This window comes from Aminobacter sp. MET-1 (genome assembly GCF_026521175.1).
Classification (GTDB): Bacteria; Pseudomonadota; Alphaproteobacteria; order Rhizobiales; family Rhizobiaceae; genus Aminobacter.
Genome location: NZ_JAMSHL010000014.1, coordinates 131850 through 153164, shown reverse-complemented (window position 1 = coordinate 153164; position 21315 = coordinate 131850). Strand labels below are relative to the sequence as shown.

General features: G+C 60.6%; 21 protein-coding genes. 4 read left to right on the top strand and 17 right to left on the bottom strand.

The window, feature by feature from the left end; genetic code table 11:
- Nucleotides 1–70: 70 nt before the first annotated feature.
- The 13 genes from urtE to hypB form a co-directional block, all read right to left on the bottom strand.
- Entirely contained in the window at nucleotides 71–766 is a 696-nt protein-coding gene (gene urtE, locus NDO48_RS19615) for an urea ABC transporter ATP-binding subunit UrtE (RefSeq protein ID WP_263007832.1), read from the bottom strand.
- A complete protein-coding gene (urtD, locus tag NDO48_RS19610; protein WP_263007825.1) occupies nucleotides 759–1556 on the bottom strand; it encodes an urea ABC transporter ATP-binding protein UrtD in 798 nt (265 codons plus the stop codon). Before urtD ends, urtE begins: the two co-directional genes overlap by 8 nt.
- A 3-nt stretch (nucleotides 1557–1559) precedes the next feature.
- Nucleotides 1560–2666 carry an urea ABC transporter permease subunit UrtC gene (gene urtC, locus NDO48_RS19605; protein WP_263007826.1) on the bottom strand — a complete coding sequence of 369 codons (1107 nt, stop codon included), beginning with the start codon at nucleotides 2664–2666 and terminating at the stop codon, nucleotides 1560–1562.
- Nucleotides 2667–2691: 25 nt separating this feature from the next.
- A complete protein-coding gene (urtB, locus tag NDO48_RS19600; RefSeq protein ID WP_263007827.1) occupies nucleotides 2692–3582 on the bottom strand; it encodes an urea ABC transporter permease subunit UrtB in 891 nt (296 codons plus the stop codon).
- A gap of 75 nt (nucleotides 3583–3657) precedes the next feature.
- Complete coding sequence (locus tag NDO48_RS19595) at nucleotides 3658–4905, bottom strand: transporter substrate-binding domain-containing protein (RefSeq protein ID WP_263007828.1); 1248 nt, start codon at nucleotides 4903–4905, stop codon at nucleotides 3658–3660.
- A 538-nt stretch (nucleotides 4906–5443) separates the two neighbouring features.
- Complete coding sequence (locus tag NDO48_RS19590) at nucleotides 5444–6052, bottom strand: ANTAR domain-containing response regulator (RefSeq protein WP_263007833.1); 609 nt, start codon at nucleotides 6050–6052, stop codon at nucleotides 5444–5446.
- Between the two features lie 11 nt (nucleotides 6053–6063).
- Nucleotides 6064–7218, bottom strand: coding sequence for a transporter substrate-binding domain-containing protein (locus NDO48_RS19585; RefSeq protein ID WP_263007829.1), 1155 nt, complete (start codon nucleotides 7216–7218; stop codon nucleotides 6064–6066).
- 385 nt (nucleotides 7219–7603) lie between these two features.
- Complete coding sequence (locus NDO48_RS19580; RefSeq protein WP_263007830.1) at nucleotides 7604–8737, bottom strand: aminomethyltransferase family protein; 1134 nt, start codon at nucleotides 8735–8737, stop codon at nucleotides 7604–7606.
- Nucleotides 8738–8958: 221 nt separating this feature from the next.
- Nucleotides 8959–9576 (bottom strand): HupE/UreJ family protein, encoded by a 618-nt coding sequence (locus NDO48_RS19575; RefSeq protein ID WP_267322174.1) that lies wholly within the window; start codon nucleotides 9574–9576, stop codon nucleotides 8959–8961.
- 47 nt (nucleotides 9577–9623) lie between these two features.
- Nucleotides 9624–10670: an arginase family protein gene (locus NDO48_RS19570; RefSeq protein WP_254300332.1), complete on the bottom strand. Its 1047-nt coding sequence runs from the start codon at nucleotides 10668–10670 to the stop codon at nucleotides 9624–9626.
- Nucleotides 10671–10695: 25 nt separating this feature from the next.
- Nucleotides 10696–11769: an agmatinase family protein gene (locus NDO48_RS19565; RefSeq protein WP_267322173.1), complete on the bottom strand. Its 1074-nt coding sequence runs from the start codon at nucleotides 11767–11769 to the stop codon at nucleotides 10696–10698.
- 21 nt (nucleotides 11770–11790) lie between these two features.
- Nucleotides 11791–12177, bottom strand: coding sequence for a hydrogenase maturation nickel metallochaperone HypA (locus NDO48_RS19560; RefSeq protein ID WP_254300334.1), 387 nt, complete (start codon nucleotides 12175–12177; stop codon nucleotides 11791–11793).
- A 9-nt stretch (nucleotides 12178–12186) separates the two neighbouring features.
- Entirely contained in the window at nucleotides 12187–12999 is an 813-nt protein-coding gene (gene hypB, locus NDO48_RS19555; RefSeq protein WP_263007834.1) for a hydrogenase nickel incorporation protein HypB, read from the bottom strand.
- Here hypB and NDO48_RS19550 point away from each other — a divergent pair.
- The gene (locus tag NDO48_RS19550; protein ID WP_263007835.1) at nucleotides 12988–13263 is read left to right on the top strand and encodes a hypothetical protein; all 276 of its coding nucleotides are present in this window, start codon (nucleotides 12988–12990) and stop codon (nucleotides 13261–13263) included. The genes hypB and NDO48_RS19550 overlap by 12 nt on opposite strands.
- On the opposite strand, the gene NDO48_RS19545 is transcribed toward NDO48_RS19550, so the two are convergent.
- On the bottom strand, nucleotides 13209–13922 hold the full coding sequence (locus tag NDO48_RS19545; RefSeq protein WP_267322172.1) for a TetR/AcrR family transcriptional regulator: 714 nt from the start codon (nucleotides 13920–13922) through the stop codon (nucleotides 13209–13211). The two genes, NDO48_RS19550 and NDO48_RS19545, sit on opposite strands and share 55 nt — an antisense overlap.
- Nucleotides 13923–14622: 700 nt before the next feature.
- Between NDO48_RS19545 and NDO48_RS19540 the strand changes: the two genes are divergently transcribed.
- The 3 genes from NDO48_RS19540 to NDO48_RS19530 are packed head-to-tail and all read left to right on the top strand — an operon-like array spanning nucleotide 14623 to nucleotide 16891.
- Nucleotides 14623–14814 (top strand): hypothetical protein, encoded by a 192-nt coding sequence (locus tag NDO48_RS19540; protein WP_254348555.1) that lies wholly within the window; start codon nucleotides 14623–14625, stop codon nucleotides 14812–14814.
- Complete coding sequence (locus tag NDO48_RS19535) at nucleotides 14814–16223, top strand: purine-cytosine permease family protein (protein ID WP_267322171.1); 1410 nt, start codon at nucleotides 14814–14816, stop codon at nucleotides 16221–16223. Before NDO48_RS19540 ends, NDO48_RS19535 begins: the two co-directional genes overlap by 1 nt.
- 26 nt (nucleotides 16224–16249) lie before the next feature.
- Nucleotides 16250–16891 (top strand): helix-turn-helix domain-containing protein, encoded by a 642-nt coding sequence (locus tag NDO48_RS19530; RefSeq protein WP_267322170.1) that lies wholly within the window; start codon nucleotides 16250–16252, stop codon nucleotides 16889–16891.
- On the opposite strand, the gene NDO48_RS19525 is transcribed toward NDO48_RS19530, so the two are convergent.
- Genes NDO48_RS19525 through NDO48_RS19515 form a run of 3 tightly spaced genes read right to left on the bottom strand, consistent with a single transcriptional unit; the run spans nucleotide 16866 to nucleotide 21289 of the window.
- Nucleotides 16866–17012 carry a hypothetical protein gene (locus NDO48_RS19525; protein WP_263007840.1) on the bottom strand — a complete coding sequence of 49 codons (147 nt, stop codon included), beginning with the start codon at nucleotides 17010–17012 and terminating at the stop codon, nucleotides 16866–16868. The two genes, NDO48_RS19530 and NDO48_RS19525, sit on opposite strands and share 26 nt — an antisense overlap.
- Nucleotides 17013–17027: 15 nt before the next feature.
- Nucleotides 17028–20111, bottom strand: coding sequence for an efflux RND transporter permease subunit (locus NDO48_RS19520; RefSeq protein WP_263007841.1), 3084 nt, complete (start codon nucleotides 20109–20111; stop codon nucleotides 17028–17030).
- On the bottom strand, nucleotides 20108–21289 hold the full coding sequence (locus tag NDO48_RS19515; RefSeq protein ID WP_263007842.1) for an efflux RND transporter periplasmic adaptor subunit: 1182 nt from the start codon (nucleotides 21287–21289) through the stop codon (nucleotides 20108–20110). The genes NDO48_RS19520 and NDO48_RS19515 overlap by 4 nt, the downstream gene beginning before the upstream one ends.
- Nucleotides 21290–21315: the final 26 nt, after the last annotated feature.

The window sequence follows — 21315 nt, the reverse complement described above, 5'->3', positions numbered from 1 at the left end:
CAAAATCCTTTCTGCGCTAGACCACTCGTCGGTGCCATCGGATATCCCGACCACCAAAGCCACTTCGGCTCTACAGGCTCATATGCTTGTGGATCAGCTCGTTGCTGAGGTCGGCAGTTTCGCCGGCTGCCGCGATTTGTCCCTTTTCGAGGATGGCAAATCGATGCGCAGCGGTACGCGCAAAGCGTATCTTCTGCTCGACGAGGATGATGGTCAGCCCATGATCCCGGTTGAGCGACATGATCGCTTTTTCGATATGCTCGACTATGTTTGGCTGGATGCCCTCAGTCGGTTCATCAAGGACAAGAATGCTTGGATCCGTGGCGAGTGCCCGGGCAATCGCCAGTTGCTGCTGCTGGCCGCCGGAAAGGTTGGTGCCACGTCGGTTCAGATGATCTTTCAAGAAGGGAAACAGGGTCCAGACCAAGGGAGGGACCGACATCTGGCGATCCGCCCGCGCGTTGCAGCCAAGCAGGATATTGTCGAGCACGCTGAGCCCTGGCACGATTTCACGCCCCTGGGGCACATAACCGATGCCGCGCCGCGCACGTTCATAGGTAAGGTCCCGGCTGATCTCGGTACCTTCGAATTCGATCGCGCCCTTGGTCTGCACGGTGATGCCGAGCAGGCTGCGCAACAGGGTCGTCTTGCCCACACCGTTGCGCCCCATGATGCAGAAAACCTCGCCCTTGCGGATTTCAAGATTGAGATCGTGGATGATGTGGCTGGTTCCGTAGAACACGTTGAGGTCTTTGAATTTAAGCATGGCTGAGCGTCGCCGATCCAAGATAGGCCTCGATGACCGCGGGGTTGCGTTCGATCTCCTCCGCGGTTCCCTCGGCAAGTACTGATCCCTGGTGCATCACGGTAATGGTCCGGCAGATGCGGCGGACGAATGCCATGTCGTGTTCGATCACCAGCACCGTGTGTTGGCCCGCAAGGTCGAGCAGCAACTCGGCCGTCTTGTCGGTTTCGGCCGAGGTCATCCCTGCGGCGGGCTCGTCGAGGAGAATGATCTTGGGGTCCTGGCTCAGGACCATTGCCAGTTCGAGCCATTGCAGTTGACCGTGCGACAGTTCCGATGCCTTGCGCTTCATCGAACCGAGCAACCCGGTCCTTTCTGCGACGGCGACCTCCCTGTCGCTTGGCCTGGGCTTCACCCGTTCGAACAGGTTCTGGAAAACACGGACCCTGCGGTTGCTGGCAACCTGCAGGTTTTCCAGCACGGTCATGTCCTTGAAAACCGTTGGCGTCTGGAACTTGCGGCCGACGCCGCTCCTTGCAATGGCAGCCTCGCCGATGCCGGTGATGTTGCGGTCATGCAGCCAGATCTCGCCCTCGGACGGCAGCGTCTTGCCGCAAAGGAGGTCGAGCAAGGTCGACTTCCCGGCACCATTGGCGCCGATGATCACCCTGAGTTCGCCATCGGCGATCGACAGATCGACGTCGCGAACGGCGGGAAATTCGTCGAACCTCACCGTCAGATTCTGCGTCCGCAGGATGGGGGCAGCTGATGCCAGTGCCGCAGTTCGAGATGGCCTGTGAAGGGCATTCATCAATCATGCCTCCCTTGCGGACAGTTCGGCCTCGGCAAAGCGCTCGGCCTTGCCGGAGCGTTCGACCAAAGCCTTGAATATCCCGGCAATCCCGTTCGGCATGAACAGAACGACGAAGACAAAAAGCAGACCCAAAATGATCGGCCAGACCGGCTGGAAGGTGGCGCTTTCGCTGGCAAGGGAGCCGACGAAATTGACGATCAGAGCGCCGATACAGGCGCCGAGCAGGGATGCACGGCCACCTGTCGCAGCCCAGATCACCATCGAGATGCTCAATGACGTCGCCATCAGCGACGGCGTGGCGAATTCGGAGGTCAGGGTGAACAGCATTCCCGCCAGGCCGGCGACACCGGCCGAAACGCAGAAGATGAAGAGCTTGTAATTCTCGACGTCGTAGCCGAGGTAGCGGGCGCGCGCTTCGTCCTCGCGAATGGCCTTGAGGACCTGGCCTATCCGCCCCGACAGCATGTAGCGGGCCAGGAGGATCACCGCGAGGAGCGTGAGCGCGACGGTGTAGTACGCGCTTGGGCCGTAGGGGTCGAATTCAAAGCCGCCAATTTCCAGCAGCGCAAGGTTGGCGAGGCCGTTGAAGCCGCCGGTGAGCGGCTGGTTGTTGATGATCAGCAACTGGCCGATCAAGGCGAAGGCCAGCGTGATGATGCTGACATAGACGCCGGTCGTCCGTCGCTTGAACATGACATAGCCGATCGCGGCAGCCAGTACGCACGGCACGACGATCGCAGCAATCATGCCGACCGTGATGGATCGAAATGGAATCCACAGGAACGATCCGGTGGTGACGCAACATAGATCGCGGACAGCATCCGGCTCCATGTTGAGAAGCATGAGTTGCGGTACCGGATTGTTTTCCGGTACGGCCAGGGTCAGCGACATCGCCAGCATGTAAGCGCCCATGCCGAAAAAAAGTCCCTGGCCGAGGCTCAGGATGCCGGCATAGCCCCACGACATGCTGATGCCGATCGCACAGATCGAATAGACAAGGTAAGTCGCGACACGGTTGGTCCAGAAGCTGTTGAGCACGAGCGGAAGCGCAAGCACAACGGCGAAGAACACTATGTATGCGATTATGGAAGCGGTGCGGTATGTCATGCGCTCGTCCATGTTGCAGCCAAGCTCAGCGGCTCTTGGTGACGAAGAGGCCCTGAGGCTTGAAGAGGAGAATGAGGATCACGACGGTGAACAGGACCGTTCGCCCGTAGACGTCGTTTGCCCAGGTGGCGACGAAGCTCTGGACTTCGCCGAGAATGCCTGCCGAGGCGAAGGTGCCGAGCAGATGGCCAACGCCGCCGGCGACGACAACGAGAAAGGCATCGACGACATAAGGCGTTCCCATGTCGGGTGACACGGTCTTGAAACCCGACACCAGCACGCCCGCAATGCCCGCAAGTCCGGAGCCATAGGCGAACGCCAGCATATTGACGCGCTTGTCGTTGATACCGCAGGCCGCCGCAGTATTCCTGGCAACCGAAACGGCCCGAAGCTGGCTGCCAAATCGCGTCCTGAAGATCAGCAGCCAACTGATAGCGCCCAACGCCAGGGCGGCCACGAACACGAAGGCTCGGTAGACCGGTATGTTGGCGCCGAAGACACGTATGGCCTGCTGCAGTTCGGCTGGAACAGGGACGTTCTGAAGGTCCGAGCCGAGGCCATCGATCTCGATGCCGAAGAGCCCGAGCCCAAAGTGAATTCGGATGAGTTGCTGCAGTATGAGCGCAATGCCCCAGGTTGCCAGCAAGGTGTCGAGCAGCCGCCCGTAGAGCCTGCGAACGACTGTTCGCTCGATGATCAGCCCGAAGGTCGCTGTCACCAGGAACGCCAGCGGCAGGCAGAGATAGATGTTGAAGCCAAGGTGCTTGGTCGCCAGGACCGTGGTGTAGGCCCCGATCATCACCATCTCGCCATGGGCCAGGTTGATGACGTTCATGGTGCCGTAGATTATCGCCAGGCCAAGGGCGACCATGAAAAGTATCGATGCGATACTCAGGCCGATGACAAATGTTTCCATGCCGCTTTCATCCGCGTCTGTCGAGGGATCGTGCCGGCGCGAGCATCCGCGCCGGCAAAGCTGGCTGATCGAGGACTAGAGGGTCGCCCCGCTTGTCGCGCAGACCCGCTTCTCGGCCGTCTCGCCGACACTCGAGTACGGCAGCGGCACAAGCGGCTCGGCATACTGATCGACTACGTCGAGCAGGCCGTCCGCACGGGTCTTGCCGATGCGCGGCGTCAGGTAGCTGTGCAGGTTGTCGGGATCGACCGTGACCTTGCCCTGCGGCGCGTCGAAGGACAGGCCGCCAACACTGGCAACAATGGCCTCCGGCGCGAGATCACCGGCCTTTTCTGCCGCCATTGCCCACATGTTGACGCCGATATACACCGCCTCCATCGCCGCGTGGGTTACAGCGTCGGCTCCGGCGTAGGCCTTGAATGCCTCGACGAAAACCTTGTTCTGCGGTGTGTCGACGGTCTGGAAATAGGGCAGCGAAACATAGCTTCCCAGCGCGTATTCAGGACCCATCGCCTTGATCTCGACTTCGGTTGTCGTCGAAGAACACAAAGGCAGCTTGTCGAAGTCGTAGCCCTGGTTGCGCAGCTCCCGGTAGAAGGCAACGATGGAGTCGCCCACGACGTTGGAGAAGATGACGTCTGCGCCGCTCGAACCGATCTTCGAGACCATGGACGCCCATTCGGTATGCCCGAGCGGGAGGTATTCGTCGCCGACAACCTCCATGCCGATCCTTTGGCAGATCGTCTTCGAGGTCTTTGCCATCCCGCGGGGAAAGGCATAGTCGGAGCCAACGATGAAGACCTTGTTCTTGCCGAGGCTCTTTTTCAGCCACGGCAGGGAATTTTCCAGCTGCTGGTTGGGCACTGCCGAGCCGGCGTAGAGCACGTTTTTGGAGCACTCCTCGCCCTCGTACCAGGTCGGCCAGACCAGCAGGCCCTTGCGCCGCTCCACGACCGGCAGGACAGCCTTGCGGCTGGCTGTGGTGTAGCAGCCGAAGATCACGGGAACCTGGTCTTCGATCGTGAGCTTGCGCGCCTTTTCGCTGTATATGCGCGGCTCGGATGCCGGGTCTTCGATGATGGCACGCAGCTGGCGGCCAAGAACGCCACCCTTGGCGTTGATTTCGGCAATCGCCATCTGGGCGCATTGGTTCATCGATTTCTCGACGATCGCCGTGGTGCCCGTCAGCGAATACATGATGCCGACGGGAATCTCATTTGCCGCCCAGGCCTTGCCCCCGAGACGCAGGATCGCCGGAGCTGCCAGTCCGACAGCCGCAAGACCCGATGCTTTAAGAAACGTACGTCGATCTTGGTTCTTCATTGTTCCTCCTGTTCGCATCTATGTGCGATTTATTTTTAGGAAGCCGCCCCATTCGCGGCCGTGCAGAACGTGTATTAGAACGATGTAATAATCAAAACTTATTCAGTATTTTTTCGCTCCTCCTGATATTTAGAAAGCTTAACTCCAAATCATACCATTCACTTCTCCGAAATAGTTGCGGAACACACGCGATAAGAATTTGGTTTTATTTTCTTGTTATTTACTATTACTACAGACATCCCTTTTCAGACGAACGAACGCTTGACTGACGATCCGGCACGCATGACGCCGAAACAGGTATCCGACTTTGGCCAAAGCAATGCCGCGCACGCGTTCGCACGCGCTGACCAATGAGCGTCGGGAATAGCTGTAAACTGAACCAACGGCTGCCAACGGCCCTGTCGGGAACAGCCGAAAACAAAAAAACCCGCCAACTCCGTTCAGGAGTCTTGCGGGCTACACAGCCTGTCAGTGCTGACGACCTTGTCTCGCACCGGATCGACGCTCAGGCTTCACCCGGCGTCAATTATTTTTCATTCTAGTCACGCATCTCTTTGAAGGTCAAGAGCTCATGTGCATTGATGATCGCACTCGCCAGATCGTCCATCGGAACGCGCTTTGCCATCGCCTGCCGACGAATGTTTTCGTAGGCATCATGCTCGCTAAGCCCTTGTGTTTCCATCAGAATACTCTTGGCCCGCAAGATCCGATTGTTTCCGGCCAGCTTTCGTTCGAGCTTGCGGATTCTCTTGCCCGCATTCTGTCGCTCCAGCCAAAGCGCGCGTGCGATCGTCAGGTTGGTCAGTAAGCCGAACGGGCGGATCGGCCGCTCGATGACTGCCAGCGCACCGCATTCCAGGACCACCTGAAGTGTGCTTGGGTCTTCGTAGGTGACCACCGCCAGCAAGGCGGGGTCGGACGGCTGCACCGGTCGAAACAGGCGCAGGATCTTTTCCCGGTTCTCCTGCTCGATCGAAACCAGGACCACCACCGCCGAGGGGCTTATGGCATCAGGCAGAGGCCAGGTCGTCTCACAGCTGCAGCCAATGCGGCGAAGATGCTCGATCAATGCCAATCCCTCCGAGTCCGGCGGATGGATGACTTGAACGCGCAAGCCTTTCAGGTCCTGGAGTATCCTGGCTGGCACCGAACGATCCACTATGCTTTGCGTTGCAGCTGATGTGGTTTGCTCATCCAATCATCGAATGACGCGGTGACGAAGTAAGGATCCGGCCTGACTCTCGTTTCGGATTGCCAGATGACGTCGAACTTGCCCTCCGAATTGACACGCCCGATCCGTGACCAGAGTTCTGTGTGGTGATTATCGGGGTCAATCCGTATGCGGCCTTGCGGCGCATCGAATTCCAGCCCGGCCAAGTGTTTGGCCAAAGCCTCAGGCTCATCCGTACCGGCCAATTCCAGAGCATTGGCGTAGAGATGAACCTGAAAATAGGCGGCCTCGGCGCCTGCCGTGACAGGAGCATTGGGGCCGAAGCGTTTTTTGTAGGCGGAAACAAACCGCCGCGCCTGTGGCGTGTCCAGAGTTTCGAAGAACGACGCCGAAGTCAGATGCCCCGCAGCAACCTCGGGCGCCATCTCGGCAACTTCGGCTTCGGTTGTCGTCAGGCTCGCGATCGGCATGGTCTCGACGTCAAAGCCGGCCTCTTTGTAGGCCTCGTAAAGCATGACCGCGCCGGTGCCCACCACCGTCGACACCACGATGTCCGGCTTCAGCTTCTTGATCTGCTTGATGACCCGGTCGAAATCCTTGCGGACGGCTTCGACAGGGACATAGATCTCGTCGAGAATGGTCCCGTTGGCCCTCGTCACAAGATCCATGACGACACGGTTGTACTCGTAGGGGAACACGTAGTTCGAGCCGACCAGGAGGAACCGCTTGCCGTAATTCTCTATCAGATACCGCGCGAGCTGGACCGCATTCTGGTTCGATGAGGAACCCGTGTAGAAACAACGTGTCGAGTACTCGAACCCCTCGTAGAAAGTTGGGTAGAACAGCAGTCCTCGGTAGGATTCTATTTCCGGGAGGACAGCCTTTCGCGCCGACGACATATAGCATCCGAAAATGATCTTGATGCCATCCTCGGCGAGAAGACGAACGGCGAGTTCCTGATATTTCTTGGCAGAACATTCCGGGTCATAAAAAACAGGCTTGATCGGTCGCCCCCGAACGCCGCCGGCTGCGTTGATCTCTTCTGTTGCCAGGCGTGTCGCATTCGCTTCCGCCATCTCGGCCGCAGCAGTTACCCCGCTGCTGGAGAACAAGACGCCAATACGCCAGTCGACATTTGCCATGCGATCTATGCCACCAATTGAGCAGGCCGAAACAAAGTACTCCGGTCATCAGCGTGAGCCGGACAGATTCTGCTTGGGGAGATTTGGGAAACGCCACTGTTTCCGGTGTCATAGAAATATCCTGCCGGCCGAAGAAAGGCAACGCGCTTGGGCAGCGTTACGTGTCAGGACCGTCAATCCAAACCGGCACTGCCCGTCGGGTCGCCTGAGCACACGGCTCCAGCCCCTTCGACTGATGGTCCTGCTTGCCTCACAGCCCAAGCCTCACATGGATCTGCAATCAATCCGCAACGTCTGGTGAAGCGTTCGCGAGGGGGATCCGCCTGAGGTTGCCAGCGTTGCCAACACCAGGCTCACATCGATCCCCCGCTACCATCTTCGGATATTACCCCTTTGCGGTCCGTTTTTTCTTTTCCGGATCGTCGAAGGTCAGCGTGTGAGCGATCGCGTTAGCCCGCAGCGACTTGCCGCGGACTTCCAGCTTTACGCCTTGCTTGGCATAGGGCACATCGAGACGGGCGATCGCCATCGATCGCTTGGTCAGCTTCGAATAGGACGGGCAGGTGATGACGCCGACCTTCTTGCCGTCGGCCCAGACCTCGTCGCCGAGATCGGCCATCTGGTCGCCCTCGATCAGCATGCCGAAGATCTTGAACCGCTCCTTGCCCTTCTGGCGATAATGCTCTTCCGCCCCCCGGAAGCCGGTCTTGCCAGGCGATACCGTGAAATCGAGGCCGAGTTCCCACAGGCTGTCTCCAACCGGCTCTCCTGCAATCGGGTACATCTGGGAATTGTCGTAGGGATAAAACAGCAGGTAGCTCTCGACCCGCAGCAGGTCGAGCGTGCTGAAGCAGCACGGGATGATACCCATATCCTTGCCTTCGGAAAGGATCGTATCCCAGACAAGCCGCGCATCCTGGCCGCGCACGAAAATCTCGTAGCCGCGCTCGCCGGTGTAGCCCGTGCGCGAGATCGTCACCGGAGCGCCGAACAGCGTGGTGTGGATGTGGTTGAAATAATTGAGGTCGCGGATTCCGGGCACGTGTTTGGCCAAGAAATCGACTGCCAGAGGTCCCTGCAGCGATAGATCGTGAAGGTCGTCGTCGAACAGCACGGCACAATTGCGCCCGGCGGCCTGCTTGATGATCTCCTCATGCGCCGTGCCGGTTCCGCTGACCAGCATCCAGGCGTTGGGTCCGTTGCGATACAGCACGCAATCGTCGGTCAGGTGGCCGCGCTCGTTGAGGATAGCGGCATAGACCGAACGGCCCGGCTGGATCTTGGCCACACTGCGGGTCGTGATGTACTCGAGGATCGCAATCGCGTGCGGCCCGATCAGGTGCATCTTCCGCAATCCTGAAACGTCCATCAGGCCGGCCCTGGTGCGGATCGCGACGTGCTGGTCGAACGGATCGGCGTCGTAGGTCCAGGCTGTTCCCATGCCGCTCCAATCCTCGAGATTGGAGCCGAGTGCTCGGTGACGATCGCCAAGGGCGGTAAAACGCCAGCTCAAGGTCATCTTGTTCCTCCGGTCATTTTGGCAAACAGGTTTCGTACCGGCGCGGCATCGCGCGCCAGGGAGTTCAATCGTTCGTCGCTTCCCATTTGCAGGGCATGCGACAGATCAGGATGCGGAGGTTTCAGCCGTATGGCCGAAGCGATGTGCCTGAGCGCCCTCCAACGCTCAGGCCGGGCGGAGGCGGCTGGGCGCCGGCTCCGCCGATCGATAGGCTCGACCGATCAGCCGGCCAGACCGGCTGCCAGGACGACGCCTGCGGCGGCGATGCCGCCACCGCCCACCTTGAGCGCGCTACGCCAGGACAAGCGGGCGACGAAGCTGGCAAGCGAGAAGCCCAGCGCATGCAGGACAACTGTCGAAGCGACAAACCCCAGCCCATAGAGGAAGGCATTGCTGGCAATCGGCAATTCCTGGCCGTGGGCGAAACCGTGCAGGCCGCCGAAGGCAACCGTCATCGCAAAGGCCGCACCGAACGGCACCCGGCTGCCCAGCGCCACGATCGCGCCCAGCAACACCACCGATCCGGCGATGCCCAGTTCGACAAAGGGAAGCGACAGCCCGGTCATGCCAAAGACCGCGCCCGCGATCATTCCGATGACGAAGCCGAGCGGCAGCCAGCGAAAATACGGCTCGTTGTCGGCATTCTGCCCGGCCCAGATGCCTACCCCAGCCATGGCCAGGATATGATCAAGCCCGGAGAGCGGGTGAGATAGTCCAGCCCCGAGGCCGCCGGCCTCGGGCAGAAAATGCGCGTAGCTCGGCATCGTCGACGCGGCATATGCAACGGCAACCGCCGCAGCGAACCGCGTGATCTTTGTTGTGTTCGTTGTCGTGTTCACCATCAACTCCTGTGGCCGGCGGCAGCCGGCCTTGTCCAAGTGGCTGTCTATTCGGCGGCGACCAGATCGGTGCGGCGCAGCTTGTCGTCGATGACGTCGCCATCCTGTGCTGCCAGCGAAGCCATCAGGCGCATGATCACGCACGCCGCCAGGCGGGCCGCCGTGCCGCTGATGTCGAAGATCGGGCATAGCTCGGTGAGATCGATGACGCTGACACCGCCACGCTTGGCGATCATGTCGACAATCCGCATCATCTCACGCGACTCGAGGCCGCCCGGTTCCGTCGAAGTGACGCCGGGTGCCGTCGACGAATCCATGACGTTGAAATTGAAGCCGAGGTACTGCGCGTCGGTGCCGCTCCAGACCCGGTCGATCGAACGCTCGACCAGCGGGTAGATGCCCGCGTCGAACAGGTCGAACATCGAGTCGTACTGAAGGCCTCTCTCCTTCGAGAGGTCGATATGGTCCTTCGGGTTCATGGCGTTGCGGGCGCCCAGATGCGCGACATTCCTGATGTCGAGATTGGGCAGTTCGGTGATGCGCGCCATGGCGCACGGGGCGAGATTGCGCTCGCCGGCCCAGCTGTCGGCCATGTCGAGCTGCGCGCCGAAATGCATGTAGCCCATCTTCTTTTGCGGGCCGATATGGTCGGACAGCGCCCGCGCCGCAGTGATCGAAATCGAGCGGTCGCCGCCGCAGATGATCGGGATGAGCCCGGACTTCAGCACTTCGCGGACCGCACGATAGATGCGCTCATGGGCCACCTCGGGGCTGACCTTCGGCATCGAAACGTCGCCGCAATCGACAGCCTTGCCATGCAGGTCGACATTGTATTCGAACCAGTAGGAAAAATACTCCTGCGTGATGAGGCGGAACTCGCGCGGAGCATCCTCCGAGCCGGGCTTGCCGATGTTACCCTCGTCGAACGGCACGCCGACGAAGGCGTATTTCGCACCGCAGGCCTTCAGCGCTTCGGCATTCAGCGGCACGTGAGCCGAACGCAGGAACGTGATCAGGCCGGGCGCCCGGTAGTTGTCGCCGGCGTCGCCGCCAAGCGGCGAGAACAGATGGGCATAGGATTTTGCTGGGTTCATGACTTAATCTCCTCCCTGAGAATTCTTACGGTTGCTTGCCCTGCTGGCGCAGGGTCTGGGCACGCGAGCCGAGATAGTGGTAGATCATGTTGACCGTCATCTTGGCGCTGATCTGGCTCGGATCGAAGTCCGGGCAGAGCTCGACGATATCGAGAATGTCGCAGCCGTGGCGGCCAGCGATGCGCGCAAGCTGGATCACTTCGCGCCCTTTCAGGCCGTAGCATTCCGGCGCGGAGTTGGCGGGCATGCAACTGATGTCGATCGAGTCCGTGTCCCAGGTGAAGTACAGCGAGTCGGTGTCCTTCTTCACCCGTTCGAAGATCTCGTTGGCGCACACTTCCAGCCCGCGCTCGATCATCTCGGGCATGGTCACAACGCGGATCTCGTTGTCGACGTAGAAGTCCCACCAGTCCTTGGGATTGAGGCTGTTGCGCGACCCCATATGCGCCATGTTCCTGGCGTTGCAATTGGGCAGGTCGAGCGCGCGCGGCGCGCCGGAGCAGTTGGTGATCAGGTTGCCGGCCCAGTCGGGTCCGGCGTCGAGATGGCAATCGACATGCAGATAGCCCATCTTGCCGCTGCCGGTGAAACGCGACAGCGCCTTGGCGCCGGGGATCGGCAGGGAGTGATCGCCGCCGAACAGGATCACCTTGGCGCCGCCTTCGAGGCACTCGGTGACGTAGTCGGCGGTATATTCCTGCGACTTGATGTTGTTGCCCGGCACGGTCGGCACGTCGCCGCAGTCGACGACACGGAAAAAGCTCAGCAGGTCGACGTCGTATTCGAACATGTAGGGAAAATACTGCGTCGTCGCGTCGCGCAGCCCCGCGGCGCCTTGCGAGGCGCCGGCGCGCACGATCTGGCCCTGGTCCCACGGCACGGCCAGGAAGCATATCTTGGCACCCATCTCGCGGATCTTGTGGCGATCCGGCGGGCAATAGGGCGCGCCCATAAAGGTGGCGAGCCCCCTGGATTTGAACGAACCATTGTGCAGCTTCGGCGAGTAGATGTGGTCATTCTCGCCGAACTGCTCGGCGGGGCCGCGATGTTGATGTGGCGTGAATTGCCACTTTGCTGTCTCTGTTTTTCGATCAAGCATGCTGTTCCTCCCAACAGATAACTACTGAAGTGCTTGCCGAGCCTGGGCCGCAGGGTGCTGCGCTTCTTCCTCAAGCTCGATGTGGATAAGCTCCATCTCGCGCCCGGACAGCACCTTGCGTGAAGGCCTCCCGCAGTCGGGGCAACGAAGATTGGAAAGCGAGAGCGGCGACCGCACCTCGGCGCAGTGCTCGCAGAATATGGTCAGCGGCACTTCCTCGATGTGCAGCTTGGCACCTTCACAAAGCGTGCCGCGCGTCGCCGGGCCGAAGCAGAAATAGAGCGAGCGGGCGATGCCGCACATGACTCCGAGGCGCACATGCATTCCGATGACCCGGGCCCGGCCGTTGCGCGCGGCGTGATCGCTGGCAAGGTCGATCAGGCTTGAGGCGATGGTGAGCTCATGCATGACACAACCTCATGCGTGCAGCGTGTTGCAGATGGAGTCCACCCGTGCCTGCAGGTCTCGTGCGAGGTCCTGCAGCTGCTGCTGACGGGCGCGGACGATCCACTCCAGCCATTCCGTCATCCCGGTGCCATCACGCGCCGAAACGACGATGCTTTCGATCGCCGGGTTCACCTCGCGGGCACGGGCAACACAGGCCTCGATGTCGAAATCGCAGTAGGGTGCCAGGTCCGACTTCGAGATGACCAGAAGGTCGGCCGCGGCGAACGCCTCGGGATATTTGACCGGTTTGTCATCGCCTTCGGTGACAGACAGAATGACCACCTTGTGGGCTTCGCCAAGGTCGAAGCCGGCCGGGCAGGCAAGATTACCGACATTTTCGATGAACAGAACGCCGCCCTGCCGTAGCGAAAGCGAAGCGAGCGCACGCTGGATCATGTCGGCATCGAGGTGGCAGCCCTTGCCGGTATTGATCTGCACCGCCTGGGTGTCCGTCGCACGAATGCGATCGGCATCATTGGTCGTCTCCTGATCGCCTTCGATCACCCAGGTCGGGAAGGTGCCCTTCAACCGCTGCAAGGTCTCGACCAGCAAAGTGGTCTTGCCCGCCCCGGGGCTGGCGATCAGGTTGAGCGCAAGCACGCCATGCGCGCTGAGTTCGTCGCGGACGTCGTCGGCAAACATGCCGTTCTTGGCCAGGATATCCTGCTCGATCTGCACCAGCCGCTTCTGGCTCATGCCCGGAACATGGGTCTTGGCGGCATCCTTGCCGAAATGCAGATCACCAGGACCCGCCCCAGCAACGGAATGCCGGTGCTCATGCATGTCGCCGTCGCCATGAACGTGACCGTGGGCGTCGCCGTGGTGGTGGTGATGATGTCCGTCATCGTGGTCGTGGTGATGGTGCCCATCATGGTGATGATGATGATCGTCATCATCATGGTGATGGGCATGCAGGTGCTCGTGGTCACCCCCGCCGCTCTTGCCGTCAATGCGAATGTTCTCAGGCCCGCAGCCGCATACCTGGCACATGGCTATCTCCCGCTCTTGCTTGTGGAGGGGCTTTTGGCGGACGGGTCGCCGGCATAATCAAGCAACCCCCAGATCACCCCCTTGAGGTAACGCATCGCAGCCGGGATCGGAGTTCCATGCGGCATGAAGCAGCCGAAGTAGATACCGTCGATGTTGCGCGAAATGAACGCCGCCATCTCATCAGGATCCGGGCAGGAAAAAATGCCCGCCTCGACGCCTGTGTGGATGCAATCGGCGAAAAGCCTCTTCTCAGACTCGTAGTAATCCTCGACGAAGCTGTCGATGAACTTGGGACCGGAGTCCTTGGGGCCACAGGCATTGACGAACATGATGCGCGCGAGGCTACGCAGCGTCTCCGACATCTCGACATTGAGGTCCAGACAGGCGCTCAGCCGTTCGGCCGGACTTTCATGTTGCGCGACGAGCTCGCTATAGCGGGTCATCATTCGGTCAAGCGCGTGAAGCACGTGAAGCACGGAAGACTGGTACAGCGATTCCTTGTTCTTGAAGTAATAATAGATGAGCGAGTGAGCAACACCCATCTTCTTAGCGATTAGCGGGATCGTTACTCTCCCGTAATCTTCATCGGCGAAGCATTCCAGCGCCGCCTCCAGCAACGACTCTGCCCGGACGCCTGGATTGCGGTAGAGGCGGGTCGTGGCCCGTTTGACTGATTTCACGCGATCTTTGAGATGGATGAGAGCGGCAGATTCCATGGATGATTTCCTGACTTGAGCACTGCCGGAGAAGCGCGACGCGACTGCGTCGGTTCAGCACCTGAAGTAAGGCCAGACTGCCGCTTCAGGTGTCGAGGGCACTGGTACTCGACTGCACTTTCGAGCTTGACGCTACGTAGCTTTGATATCACTGTCAACATCAGTTTTCAACCACTTTGCAACTCCGTTCGAAAATCACACCTGCTACACGCGGCCGCCAATCGCCTCATCCGCAGCGGCGAAAACACGCACAATCTTCCTTTAACTAATTGTTATATATGTATTTATTTTCAGATTTTTTAAAGTATCCTGCCCGCATTAGAGCGTTCAAGGGCATATGCCTTTCGTCTTGATACGTGCGAACTCGCTACTATTTTTACAATTGTGTCAGGAAAATTGTTTGACACGGAATTCAAACTGCCGCAACGTTATGGCGTGATGGGCAGCGACCCTATGCGACAAGACAACGAGCGCGCCGCACATCCGACAATCCGATGGAACCTGGGGTCGATCAGACAGGAGAACCCCTTGCGAGCTTCCCGGTCCTCAACAGAACCAATGCGTCGGGCGAAACTTTTGCCCGCGGGGGAAGCCGCGATGATTCCGGACTGCCAGGAAAACAGGACGATGCCAACCCCGGGGCGTTGAAGGACAATCAACGCCCCGATCGGTGTTCATTTAATCTTTGGAGGAGGATGAAATGACTATAGCTGCAACGAGCCCCGACAATGAAATACGTCGGGAATTGAACAGGCGACTGAACATCATTGCCGATCCGAACTATGAGGATCCGGCGCGAACCGACATATCGGGCCGCGAAATCGGCATGTGGTTCGCCGTCACTTCCTTTATCCTCGTCGTCGCGATCGCCATGTGGATCGGGGGTAACTGATGGCGTCCCAACCCAATTTCACCGGCGCAAGCTCCGCCTTCGGCACGCTACCAGTGCTGAAAGAAGAACGCGAGATCGGCTTCCTCGATCATTCCTGGATCAGTATCGGCCTCGCCATCGCCACTTGGGCATTCTTGTTTGGCGGCACCACAGCCCTGCTTGTAGGTGCCCGCGACGGCATCTACGCCATCATCATCGGCAACGTCATCGGCGTGTCGATCATGGCCGTCAGCGTCTGCATATCGACCGGAAAGTTCGGGATCGAACAATTCACACTGATGCGCAGCGTCTTCGGGCCTATCGGCATCCTGATCCCGGTCGGGCTTTTCCTGGCATTCGGCGTCGGCTGGTCGGCAATCCTGTCGATCATGTTCGGGCGCGCGATCAGCGGCGCCATGAACCAGGTCGGCGGCACGCATATCGGCGAAAACGACCTCGGGGTCACGCTGTTCGCGATCCTCGCGATCGCAATCTCGTGGCTATTGCTGTGGAAAGGCCCGACTGCCGTCAAATGGCTCAACCGCTTTGTCGGCCCTGGCAAGCTCATCTTGTGCTTCGGCATCCTGTTTCTCATCTTCAGCCACAAGAGCTGGAGCGACATCAGCAGTGCCGCTCCTCTTGCACCGTTTGACGACCACAGGCTCAACTTCATGATCGCGGTCGAGTTCAATCTGGCTGCCGGTTTTGGCTGGTGGCCGGTTCTGGGCAACATCACGCGCTTCACGCGTACACCCCGCGCAGCACTTTGGCCCAATCTGATCGGCGTCTTTGCTGCTACTGTTCTCGGCGAAACTGTCGGGTTGTTTGCCGCGCTCAGCCTCGGGTCATCTGACCCGACCGCCTGGATGATCCCGCTCGGCGGAGCCTTTGTCGGAGTGACCGCGCTGCTGTTCGTCGGACTGGCAAACATCACCGCCATCGCCAGCATCTTCTACGGCATGTGCCTCGCCATGCGGCAGGCTGGCGGACGCTATTTCGAAGCCCTGCCATGGGGACTGCTGACCGGTGCGCTGTTTGTGCCGGCGATCGTCATCACCTTCTTCCCGGGCGAGTTCTACGACAACTTTTTCATTTTCCTCGCCTGGACAGCCCTTGGCTTTGCGCCACTCTCCGGCGTGACGGCGATGGACTATCTGGTCCTGCGGCGAGGCCGGATCAAGCAGTGCGACGTCTTCAACGACGGTGCCGATTCCGACTACGCCTTCTGGCGCGGCATCAATCCGGCTTCGTTCCTGGCTCTGGTGGGCGGAGGCCTCGTCTACTACGCGTTGTTCGATCCCCAGTCGCTTGCCGCGCATGGTCCATTCGTCTGGATCAGTGCGTCCGTTCCTGCCTGTCTGGTGGCAGCGATCCTTCACTACGTTCTAACCAAGACGATAGTGATGCCGGCACGGCGCGGAGGATATTGATCCCGGGCCTCGGGTGGTCCGTTCACATGACGGATCACCCGCCTCACGCAATCCCCAGCACCATCGATCCAGATCCCAAAGTGAAGCGAGCCAGGGAACCACTGTTGCATACGGCAATCGGTCGTGAGGTTCGCGCCTTCCGAACCAGGCACGGTATGAAGGTGAGCGACCTGGCGGCGGCCACGAACCTGTCGGTGGGAATGCTCTCCAAGATCGAGAACGGGGGCATTTCGCCCTCACTGACGACGTTGCAGGCGATATCGCGCGGCTTGGCTGTGCCCATTACCTGGCTGGTGAGCCGATTCGAAACTGAATGTACCGCCGTCTTCGTCAAAGCCGGTAGCGACGCTGTTCCGAACAGCAAGGCTGCCAGACAGCAGTGCAAGCCCCTCGGCCATACAGACGTCAACGCCAATGGACTGCTCGTCGAGCCCCATCTGATCTCCCTCACCTGTGAGACAGACGTCTTTCCGGCGGCCGGCCATCAAGGCACCGTCTTCCTCTACCTGCTGCAAGGCGAGATCTCGTACCGTCACGGGGCCAGTATTTATCGAATGTCTCCAGGGGATAGCCTGTTCTTCGACGCGACGATCCAACATGGTGCCGAGAAACCGGCCCAACTGCCCGTCCGCTGCTTGTCCATCATGACCCGCCGTCGGGACCGATGATACGAAGCTCCCAGTCGGTGAAGGTCTCGGAGCCATCGCTCGTGCGCTGCTGCTCGACGAAGTCGGCTACGGCGTAGGGCTCATAAGAAAAGGCCCCGGATCGCTCCGGGGCCTTTCGCATGTCTCATCCACCAGTTCAGTGATGAGCCGTTTCGGCCATCTGCTTGGCATCAGGCAACTCGGCATGTGCTGCCAGGTCCTTGCGCGAGATGAAGGTGTAGAACATCGGCACCACGAACAGCGTGAACACCGTGCCGACGATCACGCCCGAGAAGATCACCAGGCCCATCGAGTAGCGTGCGGCAGCACCCGCACCCGAGGCAACGATCAGCGGCACGACGCCGAGCGCCATCGCGGCCGTGGTCATCAGGATCGGCCGCAGGCGAACCTTGGCCGAGGCGATGATCGCCTCGCTGCGCGACAAGCCATGCTCCTCGCGCTGCTGGTTGGCGAATTCGACCAGCAGGATGCCGTGCTTGGTGATCAGTCCTATCAGCGTGATCAGGCCGACCTGGGTGTAGATGTTGAGCGTACCGAGGCCGAGGTTGAGCGGTACGATGGCGCCGAAGATCGAAAGCGGCACCGACATCATGATGATGAACGGGTCGCGGAAGCTTTCGAACTGTGCCGCCAGCACCAGGTAGATCACGACGATGGCAAGTGCGAAGGCGATCAGGATCGTGCTGCCCTGCTCGCTTTCCAGGCGCGACTGGCCGGAGTAGTCGACGAAGAAGCCACCCGGCAGCAACGGCCGCGCTATGTCCTCGATCGTCTTCAGGCCGTCGCCGGTGGTCACACCGGGCACCGGCAGTGCCGAGATCGTCGCCGAATTGAGCTGGTTGAACTGCTCGATAGAAGCCGGCGACGAGTTGGTCTTGATCGTCACGACGGCCGACAGCGGCACCATTTGCCCGTTGACGCTGCGAACGAAGAACTCGCCGAGCTTCTCCGGATTGTTCCGGTACTCCTCCGGCACCTGCATGATGATGTCGTAGCTGTTGGAATCGCGGTCGAACTCGGCGATCGCGCCGCCGCCGACCAGGAGGCTCAGCGTCGATCCGACATCGCTGACGGACAGGTTGAGCGCTGCGGCACGATCGCGGTCGATGGTCACGGTGACCTGCGGCGCGTCAAAGGACAGCGAGTTCTGCACGACGATGAAGCGTCCCGAGGCCTGCGCCTTTTCCTTGATCTGCTCGGCCACCTCATAGACCTGGCTCGGATCGCCGGTCGACTGGATGACCATCGAGATCGGCAAGCCGCCGCCGGCGCCCGGAAGCGACGGTGGTGCGAAGACCAGCGCCTGCACGCCGCTGACCTTTGACAGCCGACCCTGGATATCGGCCTGCAACTCGGCCTGCGACCGGTCGCGATCGGCCCAGTCCTTGAACGCCCAGACCGAGAAGCCCGAATTGGTCTCGCCGCCCATGCCAACGATGGAGAAGTTGGCCTTGAGCTCCGGCAGGTCCTTGGTCAGGTCGCGGATCTGGTCGGCGTAGAGGCTGGTGTACTCCGTCGTCGCATAGCGGGGTGCGGTGATCAGCGAGAACAGCGCGCCCGAATCTTCTTCAGGCGCCAGTTCGCTCGACGTCTTGAAGAACATGAAGCCCGTCACCGAAACCAGTGCGATGACGATCAGCAGCGTCACCGGCCGGTACTTGAGCGAGCCGGCCACCAACCGCTCATAACGGTTGGCGACCCGTTCGAAGGTGCGGTCGACGAACTGCGCGAAACGGCTGTGGTTGCCGGCCTTCAGCAGACGCGCCGACATCATCGGGGTGATGGTCACCGCGATAAAGCCGGAGATGACGACGGCACCTGCCAGCGTCACCGCGAATTCGCGGAACAGCGAACCGGTGAGACCGCCGGTGAAGGCGAGCGGGGCGAAGACGGCGGCGAGCGTGATGGTCATGGCGACCACCGGCGCGAAGATCTCGCGCATGCCCTTGAACGCCGCCTGCATCGGCGTCATGCCCTCTTCCATGTGGCGGTGGATATTTTCGACCACCACGATGGCGTCGTCGACGACCAGTCCGATCGCCAGCACCATGGCCAGCAGGGACAAGAGGTTGATCGAATATCCCATCATCAGAAGGATGAAGCAGACACCGATCAGCGACAGCGGAATGGTCACCACCGGCATCAGCACCGAACGGAACGAGCCGAGGAACAACAGGATGACGACGATGACGATGGCGACGGCTTCGGCGATGGTCTTGAACACCTCTTCGATCGAGGCGCTGATGGTCTCGGTCGAATCATAGACCATGGTGATGGTCATGCCTTCGGGCAGGCTGGCGCTGATGGCCGGCAGCTCGGCGATGACGGCTGCTGCCGTGTTCAGCGGGTTGGCCGAAGGTGTCGGGAAGATGCCGATGAAGGTGCCCGGCTCGCCGTTGAAATTGACGACGGTGTCGGTGCTTTCGGCGGCCAACTCGACATGCGCGACATCGCGCAGCCGGACGACGTTGCCGTTCGCGGACTTGAGCGGCAGTTCGGCGAAAGACTCCGGTGTCTGCAGCGTCGACTTCATGGTGATCGAGTAAGCGACGTATTCGTTCTTGGTCTTGCCCGGCGCCGACAGGAAGTTGGAGGCGTTGATGGCCTGCAGCACTTCGGCGGCGGTGAGGCCGCGCGCGGCGAGCTTCACGGGGTCGATCCAGACGCGCATCGAATAGTTGGCAGCGCCCAGGACCTGGACTTCGGCAACGCCTTCGATGGTCGACATGCGCGGACGGATGACGCGCTCGATGTATTCGGTCAGCTCTTCCGAGCTCATGTTCGGGTTCTGCATCGCCAGATACATGATGGCGAACTGCATACCCGTGCCCTTGACGATGGTCGGGTCCTTGGCGTCGCTCGGCAGCTGACCGCGCACCTGCTGGACCTTGGACATGACCTCGGTCAGCGCGGTATCAGGGTTTGAACCGAGTTCCATCTGCACGGTCACCGTGCTCGACGACGGGCGGCTCTGCGAGGTGACGTAGTCGATGTTCTCCGTCGTCGCCACCGCGGCGGCGATCGGCGCGGTGATGAAGCCCTGGATCAGGTCGGCACTGGCGCCGGGATAGACGGTGGAGATGGTAATGACCGTCTCCTCGACCTCGGGGTACTGCCGAACCGACAGGTTGAACAGTCCCTGGAAGCCCAGGAGCAGGATCATGAAGGCGACCACCGTCGACAGGACGGGGCGGCGAATGAAGATGTCGGAAAAACTCATTTCGCGGTTGCCTTCGCATTGGCCGAGGCTGTCGGCGAAACGGTGTTGTCGATCTTCACCGGCGTGCCGTTGGTCAGCCTGTTCTGTCCGGCAATGACCAGTTCGTCGCCCGCCGACACGCCTTCGGTGATCTCGACGCGGCCTTCGGAGCGGCGGCCGACCTTGACGAACACCTGCCTGACGGCAAGAGCCGGCTCAGCCGCCGCCGGCTGGGCGGGTGCGGCAGATGCGGCGGCGGAAGCTGCAGTGCCTGCGGCCGCCTTGGCCTCGGCCGGACGAACGACATAGACGTAGTCGCCATAGAGGCTGGTGGTCAGCGCGGTCTGCGGCACGGCCAGCACGCCGTCTTCCTCGGGCAGCTCGACGCGGACGCGCACGAACTGGCCGGGGCTCAGATTGCCTTCCGGATTGGTGATTTCGGCGCGGACCGAGACCAGGCGGCTCTGCGGATCGACCTTGGGGTCGATACCAACCACCGAGCCCTTGAACGGCATGTCGTCGGCGGCAATGCCGAAGCCTACCGGCTGGCCGATCTTCAACAGGCCAAGCTGCTGCTCGGGAACGGAAAAATCGGCGCGCATCGTTTCGAGATCCTGGAGCGTGGCGACGATCGTGCCCGGCGCCAGATACTGGCCGTCATCCACCTTCGGAATGCCGATGGTGCCGGAGAACGGCGCACGCAGCTGCTTCTGGTCGACCACGGCCTGCAGCTTCTGCACCTGTGATGCCGATGTCGAGGCGGCTGCCCTTGCAGCATCGAGAGCGACTTCGGAGCCGACGCCGCGACGCTGCAGCTCGATGGCGCGGTCGAGCGACTGCTGGTCGAGCGCCGCCTGGGTCTTGGCGGCCGCCAGGTCCGCCTGCTGAACTGTATCGTCGAGCTGGATCAGCACGTCGCCCTGGTTGACGCGCTGGTTGGCCGCGAACTTGATGTCCTTGATGATGCCGGCCTGTTCGACCGTCAGATCGACGCCCTGGGAGGCGTTGACCGTGCCGATGGTTTCGATGCCGGGCGTCCACGGTGCGGGCTCGACCTTGGCGGTCGCCACGGTCACCGAGGCGACCGGCATGTTGGCGAAGAATTGCTGGATCGCGTTGTCGCGGAAGACGTTGAATCCAACGATGCCGCCGCAGACGAGAACGAGCAATACGAGAGCGATGATGAGACGCTTGATCAAAGGAGATCCCCAATCGGCATCCGGGC

Bases quoted from the DNA above. Each gene is read 5' to 3' on its own strand.
- urtE (WP_263007832.1), bottom strand. From the start codon at position 766: ATGCTTAAATTCAAAGACCTCAACGTGTTCTACGGAACCAGCCACATC.
- urtD (WP_263007825.1), bottom strand. From the start codon at position 1,556: ATGAATGCCCTTCACAGGCCATCTCGAACTGCGGCACTGGCATCAGCT.
- urtC (WP_263007826.1), bottom strand. From the start codon at position 2,666: ATGACATACCGCACCGCTTCCATAATCGCATACATAGTGTTCTTCGCC.
- urtB (WP_263007827.1), bottom strand. From the start codon at position 3,582: ATGGAAACATTTGTCATCGGCCTGAGTATCGCATCGATACTTTTCATG.
- NDO48_RS19595 (WP_263007828.1), bottom strand. From the start codon at position 4,905: ATGAAGAACCAAGATCGACGTACGTTTCTTAAAGCATCGGGTCTTGCG.
- NDO48_RS19585 (WP_263007829.1), bottom strand. From the start codon at position 7,218: ATGGCAAATGTCGACTGGCGTATTGGCGTCTTGTTCTCCAGCAGCGGG.
- NDO48_RS19580 (WP_263007830.1), bottom strand. From the start codon at position 8,737: ATGACCTTGAGCTGGCGTTTTACCGCCCTTGGCGATCGTCACCGAGCA.
- NDO48_RS19570 (WP_254300332.1), bottom strand. From the start codon at position 10,670: ATGAACCCAGCAAAATCCTATGCCCATCTGTTCTCGCCGCTTGGCGGC.
- NDO48_RS19565 (WP_267322173.1), bottom strand. From the start codon at position 11,769: ATGCTTGATCGAAAAACAGAGACAGCAAAGTGGCAATTCACGCCACAT.
- NDO48_RS19560 (WP_254300334.1), bottom strand. From the start codon at position 12,177: ATGCATGAGCTCACCATCGCCTCAAGCCTGATCGACCTTGCCAGCGAT.
- hypB (WP_263007834.1), bottom strand. From the start codon at position 12,999: ATGCATGAGCACCGGCATTCCGTTGCTGGGGCGGGTCCTGGTGATCTG.
- NDO48_RS19545 (WP_267322172.1), bottom strand. From the start codon at position 13,922: ATGGAATCTGCCGCTCTCATCCATCTCAAAGATCGCGTGAAATCAGTC.
- NDO48_RS19540 (WP_254348555.1), top strand. From the start codon at position 14,623: ATGACTATAGCTGCAACGAGCCCCGACAATGAAATACGTCGGGAATTG.
- NDO48_RS19535 (WP_267322171.1), top strand. From the start codon at position 14,814: ATGGCGTCCCAACCCAATTTCACCGGCGCAAGCTCCGCCTTCGGCACG.
- NDO48_RS19530 (WP_267322170.1), top strand. From the start codon at position 16,250: ATGACGGATCACCCGCCTCACGCAATCCCCAGCACCATCGATCCAGAT.
- NDO48_RS19525 (WP_263007840.1), bottom strand. From the start codon at position 17,012: ATGCGAAAGGCCCCGGAGCGATCCGGGGCCTTTTCTTATGAGCCCTAC.
- NDO48_RS19520 (WP_263007841.1), bottom strand. From the start codon at position 20,111: ATGAGTTTTTCCGACATCTTCATTCGCCGCCCCGTCCTGTCGACGGTG.